The following is a 9,541-nucleotide window of genomic DNA, read 5'->3' on the forward strand; positions in this document are numbered from 1 at the left end:
TCTGACCCGGCGAGCGGCGCTTCACCGCTGGCGGAATGCCATGCGGATGCGGGCGCCACCCAGTTCGGGGGCGTCCTCGATGTGCAGTTCGCCGCCGTGGTCCCTGACCAGCGTATCCACGATGTGGAGACCGAGTCCCTGCCCGCCCGGGCGGGTGTCGCGGCGCGTGCCCCGGAGCAGCACCGCCTCGCGGTCGGCCGCGGCGATTCCGGGACCGTCGTCATCGATGCACAACTCCAGCCCGTGCCGGTCGCAGTCTAGGCTCACGCGGACGCGCGAACGGGCGTGCCGGACGGCGTTATCCAGAACATTGCCCAGCAGTTCGAACAGGGCCCCGGTCTCGATGCGCAGGCTGCACTCCTGCCGCAGCGCCGTCACCAGCTCCACGCCGTGCTGCTCGGCGACCCGGCGCAATGCCCTGCAGGTACGTTCGATCACCGGCGCCAGGGCCACCGGCGGCTGGAAGGGCGACGGCCCCAGGCGCTGGGCCTGGTTCAACTCGTGCTGGATCATGCCCTGCATGCGTTCGACCTGCAGCAGCAGCTCGGGCCGATCGGGCTGCCCCCCCTCCAGTCCGAGGCGCAGCGCCGAGAGGGGGGTCTTCAGGCTGTGCGCGAGGTCCGCCAGCGCGTGCTGCTGACGCTGCAGACGGTCACGCTCGAACTCGAGCAGGGCATTGATGCTGTCGGTCAGTGTTTGGATCTCGCGCGGGTAGGGACCGCCCAGCCTGCGGTTCTCTCCCTGGCGCAGCGCTTCGAGATCGGCGCGCACGCGGCGCAGGGGTCGCAGGCCCCAGAAACCCAGCGCCAGCGCCTGCCCCGCGATCAGCAATACGGTCAGCAGACCCAGCGCGCCCCAAAGCGTGCGTCGGTAGCGCTCCATCTGTGCATCGAAGGCATCGCGTTCCTCCAGCACCTGGAAGGTCAGGGGAAAGACCTGATCCGGGAGCTCCCACTGGACGGTCATCCCGCGCTCGAAGAGTCCATGATCACGCCATTCCTGCAACGGCATGCCGAGCGCCGAGGGCGAGCGCCAGAGGGTCTCGCCCGCACCGTCCAGAACCCGCGCATAAAGCCCTCCCCCAGGCAGCGACAGGCGGGCCTCCGGGAGCACGTCGGGGAACTGCACCTGACCCGGTCCGGACACCTCGACGATCCCCATCAGCAACAGCAGCTGGGCGTCCAGGCGGGTGGTCACGGCGTCTTCGGCATTCTCGCGGAAGGCACGCTCGAGCAGCGTCGCGGTCACCAGGAAGAAGACGGCGATCACCGCGGCTGCCACCAGGCTGATGCGCAGCCTCAGGCTGAGGCCCGGCGGGGTCATGCCCCGTCGCTTCGGGAATCATCGGCAGGCTGCAGCGTGAACCGGTAACCGCGCCCGCGCAGCGTCTCGATCACGCCCAGGGTTCCGTCAGGGTCCAGCTTGCGCCGCAGCCGCCCGATCAGCACCTCGATGACGTTGCTCTCGCGATCGGCATCGTGCTCGTAGAGATAATCGGCCAGCGCGTCCTTGCTCAGCGGTCGGCCGGCCTGGCGCACCAGTTGCAGCAGCAGGCGGTATTCGAAGGTGGTCAGGGTGACCGGCTCGCCGCACAGCAGGACCGTATCGGTGGCCGTGTCGATGACCAGCGCACCGAAGTCGAGCCGTTCCTGCCCGTCCTGCAGGCTGCGCCGTACGAGCGCACGCAACCGCGCCTGCAGTTCCTCGACGTGGAACGGCTTCGTGAGGTAGTCGTCGGCGCCCGCCTCCAGGCCCTCCACCTTGTCCTGCCAGCGATCGCGGGCGGTCAGGATCAGGATCGGCAGCCGGGGCTTCAGGACCCGTGCGCGGCGGATCAGTTCCAGCCCGTCGAGGCCGGGCAGGCCGAGATCGACGATGGCGATGTCGCAGGCGTACTCGGTCAGCAGGTACAGGCCGGTCTTCCCGTCGGCGGCCAGGTCGGTCCGCCAGCCCGCGCTGCGCAGCGACTCTGCAATGCGCTCCCTGAGACTGTCGTCGTCCTCCACCAGGGCCACGCGCAGATTCACGGCCGCGCCCCTTCCGCGCCCTCGACCTCGAAGGTGCGCACCTGCTGGTCCTCGGTCAGCAGCCGGATCGTGTAGACCACATCGCCATTGCGCCGCTCCCCGCGGGCCGACAGCACCCGCCCGGCGTGGCCACGCTCGACCTGCGCGACGGCCTCGTCGAGACTGCGCGGTGCATTCGCGTCCGCCACCGCCGGCGCGCAAGGGACAAGGAGCAGCGCGGCCAGCAGTGCCAGCGCGAACCACGGCCGGGGGCGTCCAGGGGTCTTCTTCCAGTCCAGTCGCATGCTCAGATCTCCACGGCCAATTGGTATCCCGTACCCGTCCCGCTTGGCAGCGGGAGGAGCCAGCCCCTTTGGCGCTGTCCCGATGGTGCAACGCACTGGGCCTACTGCAGCCTACGCTGCACCCACACCCTAAGTGGTTCCGGGGGCGCCGGCCACACGGGACGATTTCGCAGCACCGAATGCAGTCCCGGTGGCCAGGTATTACACTAGAAGCCTAGCCTGAACCTTGTCTGAAGACGATACCCGGACACGATGCACCCCGCTACAGCGCCAGCCACGGAAACTCAGGACCTGCGTGCCGAGTGCGGGGAGCTGGCCTGGCGTGAACTGCTTCCCCATTTCGCCCGTGGCGTGGTCGTTCGCGTCGAGCCGGGCCTCGACCTGATCACCGTTGCGCGCGCTTTCCGTGATGACGACTCGGAACGCGTGGATGCCTGGTTGCAGACCGGCGCCGTCAGCCGTGCAAGCGACGACGACGCCCGGCGCTGGACACGCATCGAACCGGTGTTCAGGGCCGTCGTCGTCGCACCCTGGGTATTGGCCCAGGAGATCGCGGTAACTCACTGAAGGATAGACGTTCATGCTAAGAATCAACCTCGACACCCTGCTCTGGATCGTACGATCGACCCGCGAGTTTCATGCCAAGGAGGAAGTGGTCTTCCCCGACGATTCGCTGGAAGGCAACGATGGCGACTGGGCCATGCAGGTCCTGGCCGACCACGGCAGCGACATGACCCTGCAGGAACTGCGGATGGGCGTGCACGGCATGGAACCTGGGCAGCAGGCGGAACTGCTCGCGCTCAAATGGCTGGGCCGCGGCGACTATGCGCCCGAGGAATGGGAGGAGACGCGGCGCGAGGCGATGGAGAACTGGTGCCCCGAGATCATGGACCGCCTGATCGCCACCCCCCTCGTCTCCGAGTACCTGCTCGAGGCCCTCGACCTGCTGGGAATCGAGCACGAGGAGTGACGGAAAAATACCCGCCATCTGCGTCGAAAACCGTGACCAGTCTGGCATTCCGGGTCTTCACGGTCTAGGCTACCCAATTGGAAGTAATTTTCGAGAAGCCGTTCGAAAGTTTCGGCCAGTAGGAACCGAAGAAACGCCGGTTACGCCCGCGTGGTCGCGCGAACCCATCGGTTGCCCCAACCCCGAACAGGACCCAAGGCCTTTCCGGGGCGTGAATAAAAGAAGAGACGGCATCCATGAGCCGTCGAGCGTGAGATTACAACCCTCAAACGGAGGAGCTCTTTTCCTATGAAACGTTCTCGAATTTTTGCCGCGGGCATCGCGGTTTCCATGATGACCATCGCCCTGGCACCCCAAGCCGCCGAAGTGGAAAGGGGAGCTCTGCTGACCACTTCCTGCTTCTCCTGCCACAGCATCGATGTAACCGGCAACATGCCGAACCTGGTTGGTTACCCTCGGGATCTGCTCGTCTCCCAGATGCAGGCGTTCAAGGATGATTCCCGGCCCGGCACGATCATGAATCGCCTGGCCAAGGGCTATTCGGATGAAGAGATCGACCAGATGGCCGACTACTTCGCGACCTTACAATAAGACTGGGGGCTAGCAGACATGACCAACTTTTCCCGTCGTAATTTCCTGAAAACCGTCGGCATCGGTGGTGCCGCCACCGTAACGGGTTTCGGCTGTGCCGCTCCCGGTAGGGCGACCAATGCCAACGGCGCCCACGTCGTCGTCGTCGGCGGCGGCTCCGGTGGCGCCACCGCGGCCAAGTACCTGAAGCGCTTCTCGCCGGAAATGGACGTCACCCTGATCGAACCGACCGCCACCTATTACACCTGCTACGGCAGCAACTGGGTGCTCGGTGGACACGCCCAGATGGACGATATCGCGCAGAACTACGATGCCCTGCAGAGTCGCCACGGCGTGAACGTGGTGCAGGACTCGGTCACCGAGATCGATCCGGCCCGGCGCACCGTGAAGACCGCGGGCGGCGACACCATGACCTATGACCGGCTGATTCTGTCGCCGGGAATCGACTTCCGCTACGACGCCATCCCGGGCATCACCGCGGCGGACTCCGAGCGCATTCCGCACGCCTGGAAGGCCGGCGACCAGACCACGATCCTGCGCAGGCAGCTCGAGGCCATGCCCGACGGCGGCGTGTTCGTGATGGTCGCCCCCGGCAACCCGTTCCGCTGCCCGCCCGGGCCCTACGAGCGGGCGTCGATGGTCGCGCATTACTTCAAGCAGGAGAAGCCACGCTCGAAGATCATCATCCTCGACAACAAGGAGAACTTCTCCAAGCAGGGCCTGTTCATGGAGGGCTGGGAACAGCACTACGGCGACATGATCGAGTGGGTGCCGAGTTCCCGCGGCGGCCAGGTCGAGGAGATCGATGCGGCCAACCTGACCACGATCTCCGACGGGGGCTTCACCGAGTTCAAGGCCGACGTGCTGAACTACATCCCGCCGCAGACCGCGGGTGCGATCGCCATGCAGACCGGGCTGGCCGGCGACGGCTTCTGGTGCCCGGTCGACCAGATGACCTTCGAGTCCAGCATCCATCCGGGGATCTACGTGATCGGTGACTCCAGCGTGGCCGGCGCGATGCCGAAGTCCGGCCACTCGGCCAACAACCAGGCCAAGGTGGCCGCGGCGGCGATCAGCCGCGAAATGGCAGGTCTCGAACCGCTGGCACCCTCCACCGCGAACACCTGCTACAGCCTGATCACGCCGGATCACGCGATCAGCGTGGCCGCCGTCTATGCCTACACGGACGGCGCGATGGCCGGTGTTGAAGGCTCCGGCGGTGTGAGCCCGGCCGGCGCACCGGCGTCGGTGCGGCAGATGGAGGCGATCTACACCAAGGGCTGGTACGACGGCATTACCGGAGACATCTGGGGCTGATCACCCCAAGTCGCTGGATGGCCCAAGCGCACGGCGCCCCGGTGGCAACACCGGGGCGCCGTTTTCGTTTTCAGGCGTTGAGGTCCGGGATCAGCCGGCTGCGCATCCTGGCGATCGTGTCCTTGAGCTGGAGCTTTCGCTTCTTCAGCCGGCGCAGGGCAAACAGGTCGGGTGCCGAAACATCCTGCAGGGCATGGATGGCGACCTCCAGGGCCTGATGCTCGGCCTGCATCTCGACGATGCGCGCGCGCAGTTCACTCTCGTTTTCGACCACGAAACCCCCCACCCGCAAACTGGCTAGCGTATCATCGCAGAGCTTGCGCGGTGTCGCCAACGGGATGCATGGCCCAGCCGCACGCGGCCGTCCAGTGGGCCACCAGGGTCCATCTGGGCGGCCGCGAACCATCGAGCGGAGGGGAACCATGGGTATTACCAACAAGGCCCTGGAGATCGTCACGCCGCGGGGCGTGCGCCTGAGCGGCGTAATGGTGCAGCCGGAGGGCACGCCCGTCGGGCAGGCCTGCATCGCCCACTGCTTCGCCTGTTCCAAGGACTTCCCCGCCACCGTCCGTCTGGCGCGGGCACTGGCCCAGGAGGGCATCATCGTGCTCCGCTTCGACTTCATGGGTCTGGGCGAAGCCGAGGGCCGCTTTGCCGACAGCAGCTTCCAGACCTATTGCGAGGACCTCGGGGCCGCGCTGGACCGCTTCGACGCCCACACCGGGTATTTCACCGATCTGCTGATCGGGCACAGCTTCGGCGGCGCGATGGCGCTCGCGCTCGCCGGCCTGCGTCCGGAGCTGCAGGGGGTCGTCACCATCGCCGCGCCGTCCGAACCAGGCCACGTGACCCGGCTGTTCGAGGCCCAGGCCCATGGCATTCGCGAAACCGGCTCCGCCGAGGTCGACATCGGCGGCCGGAAGATCACCATCGGCCGGGACTTCCTGGAGTCGGTCGAGACCCAGGATCTGGACGCGGCACTGGAGCGGCTGGGCCGTCCGCTGCTGATCCTGCACGCGCCCAGGGACACGGTGGTGGGCATCGATCACGCCCGGCGTATCTTCTCCCGTGCCAAGCACCCCAAGAGCTTCGTCGCCCTGCACCAGGCCGATCACCTGCTCACCCGCCCGGAACACACCGCCTACGTGGCCCGACTGATCCACGCCTGGGCCTACGACCTGCTACGACCTCACCAGTAGTTTTCGACGGTGATCTGACCGGGCTGGCTGCGGCGGTGACGACGCAGGCCCCGTGCCTTCAAAACCGCCTGGGTATCCCGGACCATGTCCGGATTGCCGCAGATCATCACCTGGGCGTGATCGGGCTCGATCGCCAGGGACGCGAGATTCTCGAGCCTGCCGTCCTCGATCGTCGCGGGAATGCGTGCGCACAGGGTGCCCTCGCAGATCTCGCGGCTCACCATCGGCACATAGCCGAAGCGGCCCGGGGCGCGCTCGACGAAGCTCCGGATCGTGTCGCGATAGGTGAGATCGGGCGCCTGGCGCACCGAGTGGACGAGGCGGATGTTTTGAAAACGCTCCCAGGGCTCGTCCGTCCCCAGCATCGACAGAAACGGACCCAGACCCGTCCCTGTCGCGAACAGCCAGAGATCGCGGGCATCGGGCACCTGGTCGAGGGTGAACAGGCCGGTCGATCGCGGCATCAACTCGACCTCATCCCCCGGCTGTAGATGGATCAGGCGGTTGGTCAGCGGCCCCTCGGACACCGTGACCAGGTGAAACTCCAGCGGACGGCTGTCCGGCGGGTTCACGTAGGAATAGGGGCGTCCCACCCACTCCCCGCCGATGAACAGGCGCAGCCGGTTGTACTGACCGGCCTTGAACGGCTCGACGTCCGCATCCACGCGGAGGCTGAACAGGCGGTCGGTCCACCGTTTGATTTCCCGTACCTGCCCTTTCACCCAACCCATGCCACCTCCGATCATCGAAACCAACTCCCCACCCACGCCACGCCCCGTGCGAGCGACGTCCAGTCGCGACCCAGCCAGACCCCAGCGCTGATGCCGCTTCGCGGCCAGAGGCCGTTCCCAGCCGGCCACGGTGGCGGCGCCGTGGCCGGCTGGCAAGGGTTCCACAAGATTGACCCGCGTATTCCACGGGGCTGCGTATCCGCAGGTGACCGTGCCAGTATAATCCTCGGTCCAGCAACCCAAAGCCCCCGGAGCAGTCATGGCGCGCACACCCTCCCAGATGATCGACCTCGGCACCGAGGCCCCGAACTTCAGCCTCCCCGACGTTGTGTCGGGCAAGAACGTCTCGCTGGACGACTTCCCCGACGCCAAAGGCTTCATGATCGCCTTCATCTGCAACCACTGCCCCTTCGTGCAACTGATCCGGCACGAGTTCGCGCGGTACGGCCGCGAGTACACCGGCAAGGGCATCGCGGTGATCGCGATCAATTCCAACGACATCGTCGCCCACCCCGAGGACGGCCCGGACGCGATGCGCGACGAAGCGCGCCGCTTCGGTTACGCCTTCCCCTACTGCCTGGACGAGGACCAGTCGGTGGCCAAGGCCTACCAGGCGGCGTGCACCCCGGACCTGTACCTGTTCGACGCGAACCGCAAGCTGTTTTACCGCGGCCAGTTCGACGACGCCCGGCCAGGCAGCGACGCCCCGGTCACCGGTGCCGACCTGCGCGCGGCCAGCGATGCCCTGCTCGCCGGCAGGCCGGCCCCGGAGCCGCAGAAGGCGAGCCTGGGCTGCAACATCAAGTGGAAGCCGGGCAACGAGCCGGCCTACTACGGCTGAAGCGGCGCGGCTGGCCGGCCCCGGGCCTTTTCGGTCCGCCGGTCGCCAGCGAACCCCGGCCCGGCCATCCATGCCGCCAAACAACATCCTCGAGGGGCCCAAGGTCGCTCCCTGGACCTGCCCGTCCTGCCGCGAGGCCGTGCCGCGCCTGCTGCCCAACGGCCAGCGCAACCGGGTGCGGCTCGCCAGTCCCGACATGCTTCTGCCAGTGCCGGCGATCGAGGCAGCCGCGAACCGGGTGCCCGGCCCGCGTGCCACCGAGGTCTGCTTCCCCTGTTCCGAGGCCTATCGCGAGTTGCTCGGCACGCTGATCCGCCCCCCGGGCGAGGACGGTGACGCGCGCGGCGGACCCGGTCTAAACGATACCGGTATCGTCGGCGCGCTGCTGCCCATCGCCGGCCGCGGCACCCGGGTGCTGATCTTCCACGTGGTCGACAGCCTGTTGCAGGACACCGAGATCGAGGACCTGCGCCGGCTGAACCCCGACCGCCTCACCTATCCCGGTACCCGCGGCGCCATCGCCCCCCAGCTCTGGGCGATCTACGAGCAGCACCTCGCTGAACTGCACGCCGCCGCACCACCCGAAGGGACCCCGCCCCCGGACTAGTGGGCCATGCGGGAAGTTCGGAGCCGACAGGCGGCAGACGTCCACAGACGCTACAATATAAGGAAAGCCGCATTTCACGGCCCTCATCGAGGCCGCATCCACTCCGGTAGAAGTCCTTGAAGACCCTCGCGATCTACAACCTGAAAGGCGGTGTCGGCAAGACCGCCACGGCCGTCAACCTGGCCTATCTGGCAGCGCAATACGGCTGGAAGACCCTGCTCTGGGATCTGGATGCACAGGCGGGAGCCACGTGGTACCTGGGCCTGGAGCCAGGCGTGCAGGACAGCGTCAAGAAGCTCGCCCAGGGCAAGCGCGACTGGAAGGACTCCGTGCGCGAGACAGCCTGGCCGCGCCTCTCCTGCCTCCCCGCCGATTTCGAGAACCGCAACCTGGACCAGTATCTGCGCAAGGCCGAGCACCCGGCGTTCCAGGTGCGCAGGCTGCTGAAGGAGTTCCAGTCCGAGTTCGACCTCGTCGTGCTCGACTGCCCGCCAAGCTTCTCCACGGTGACGGAGAACCTGTTTCACGCAGCCGACGTGATCGCGGTTCCGCTGATCCCGTCCCACCTGTCCGTTCGCAGCTACGAGCAGGTGCTGCAGTTCCTGGACGCCGAGAAGATCCGCCGCGTGAAGCTGTATCCCTTTCTGTCGATGGTCGACAACCGGCGCAGTCAGCACCGCGACGCGGGCCTCGAACTGCGCAGGGAGATTCCGAACCTGCTCACGACCCCGATCCCCTACGCCGCAGCCGTGGAGGCCATGGGCCGCCATCGCGCCCCGCTGCCGGCGACCCAACCCCGCGCCCGCGCCACCGCCGCGTTCGAACAGCTCTGGCTGGAAATCGCCGAGAAGCTGCACCGGCAGGGCTGACGAACTCTGGAGTGCGGAAGCTTGCTTCCGCTTTCGGGCGCCCGAGCAACACCCGCTACCGAAAGCGGCGGCGAGCCGCCGCACTCCATAGCGCTGCGCGCCTGC

General features: G+C 67.0%; 13 protein-coding genes. 8 read left to right on the plus strand and 5 right to left on the minus strand.

Features of this window, described 5'->3' with window-relative positions; genetic code table 11:
- Nucleotides 1-21: 21 nt before the first annotated feature.
- From EA346_RS11580 to EA346_RS11590, 3 genes are read right to left on the minus strand one after another with little or no spacing between them, the layout of a single operon-like run.
- Nucleotides 22-1,323: an ATP-binding protein gene (locus EA346_RS11580; protein ID WP_296758736.1), complete on the minus strand. Its 1,302-nt coding sequence runs from the start codon at nt 1,321-1,323 to the stop codon at nt 22-24.
- Complete coding sequence (locus tag EA346_RS11585) at nt 1,320-2,027, minus strand: response regulator transcription factor (protein ID WP_296758737.1); 708 nt, start codon at nt 2,025-2,027, stop codon at nt 1,320-1,322. The genes EA346_RS11580 and EA346_RS11585 overlap by 4 nt, the downstream gene beginning before the upstream one ends.
- Nucleotides 2,024-2,311 carry a hypothetical protein gene (locus EA346_RS11590; RefSeq protein ID WP_296758738.1) on the minus strand — a complete coding sequence of 96 codons (288 nt, stop codon included), beginning with the start codon at nt 2,309-2,311 and terminating at the stop codon, nt 2,024-2,026. The genes EA346_RS11585 and EA346_RS11590 overlap by 4 nt, the downstream gene beginning before the upstream one ends.
- A gap of 252 nt (nt 2,312-2,563) precedes the next feature.
- Here EA346_RS11590 and EA346_RS11595 point away from each other — a divergent pair, with 252 nt between their 5' ends.
- The 4 genes from EA346_RS11595 (at nt 2,564) to EA346_RS11610 (ending at nt 5,189) form a co-directional block, all read left to right on the plus strand.
- Entirely contained in the window at nt 2,564-2,878 is a 315-nt protein-coding gene (locus EA346_RS11595) for a DUF2288 family protein (RefSeq protein ID WP_296758740.1), read from the plus strand.
- Nucleotides 2,879-2,891: 13 nt separating this feature from the next.
- Complete coding sequence (locus EA346_RS11600; RefSeq protein ID WP_296758742.1) at nt 2,892-3,281, plus strand: DUF3775 domain-containing protein; 390 nt, start codon at nt 2,892-2,894, stop codon at nt 3,279-3,281.
- 288 nt (nt 3,282-3,569) lie between these two features.
- Nucleotides 3,570-3,872: a c-type cytochrome gene (locus EA346_RS11605; protein WP_296758744.1), complete on the plus strand. Its 303-nt coding sequence runs from the start codon at nt 3,570-3,572 to the stop codon at nt 3,870-3,872.
- Between the two features lie 18 nt (nt 3,873-3,890).
- A complete protein-coding gene (locus EA346_RS11610) occupies nt 3,891-5,189 on the plus strand; it encodes an FCSD flavin-binding domain-containing protein (RefSeq protein ID WP_296758746.1) in 1,299 nt (432 codons plus the stop codon).
- Nucleotides 5,190-5,259: 70 nt separating this feature from the next.
- Here the strand turns inward: EA346_RS11610 and EA346_RS11615 are convergent, their stop codons facing one another.
- A complete protein-coding gene (locus EA346_RS11615) occupies nt 5,260-5,421 on the minus strand; it encodes a YdcH family protein (RefSeq protein ID WP_296758757.1) in 162 nt (53 codons plus the stop codon).
- Between the two features lie 190 nt (nt 5,422-5,611).
- Here EA346_RS11615 and EA346_RS11620 point away from each other — a divergent pair, with 190 nt between their 5' ends.
- A complete protein-coding gene (locus EA346_RS11620) occupies nt 5,612-6,388 on the plus strand; it encodes an alpha/beta fold hydrolase (RefSeq protein WP_296758748.1) in 777 nt (258 codons plus the stop codon).
- On the opposite strand, the gene EA346_RS11625 is transcribed toward EA346_RS11620, so the two are convergent.
- Nucleotides 6,379-7,119 (minus strand): ferredoxin--NADP reductase, encoded by a 741-nt coding sequence (locus tag EA346_RS11625; protein WP_296758749.1) that lies wholly within the window; start codon nt 7,117-7,119, stop codon nt 6,379-6,381. The genes EA346_RS11620 and EA346_RS11625 overlap by 10 nt on opposite strands.
- A 259-nt stretch (nt 7,120-7,378) precedes the next feature.
- Here EA346_RS11625 and EA346_RS11630 point away from each other — a divergent pair, with 259 nt between their 5' ends.
- The 3 genes from EA346_RS11630 to EA346_RS11640 all read left to right on the plus strand — a co-directional run bounded on the left by EA346_RS11630 (nt 7,379) and on the right by EA346_RS11640 (nt 9,436).
- A complete protein-coding gene (locus EA346_RS11630; protein ID WP_296758751.1) occupies nt 7,379-7,960 on the plus strand; it encodes a thioredoxin family protein in 582 nt (193 codons plus the stop codon).
- Between the two features lie 70 nt (nt 7,961-8,030).
- The gene (locus EA346_RS11635; RefSeq protein WP_296758753.1) at nt 8,031-8,567 is read left to right on the plus strand and encodes a hypothetical protein; all 537 of its coding nucleotides are present in this window, start codon (nt 8,031-8,033) and stop codon (nt 8,565-8,567) included.
- Between the two features lie 116 nt (nt 8,568-8,683).
- Nucleotides 8,684-9,436, plus strand: coding sequence for a ParA family protein (locus EA346_RS11640; RefSeq protein ID WP_296758755.1), 753 nt, complete (start codon nt 8,684-8,686; stop codon nt 9,434-9,436).
- Nucleotides 9,437-9,541 lie beyond the last annotated feature (105 nt).

The sequence above is a fragment of the Thioalkalivibrio sp. genome, assembly GCF_007692535.1.
Lineage (GTDB): Bacteria > Pseudomonadota > Gammaproteobacteria > Ectothiorhodospirales > Ectothiorhodospiraceae > Thioalkalivibrio.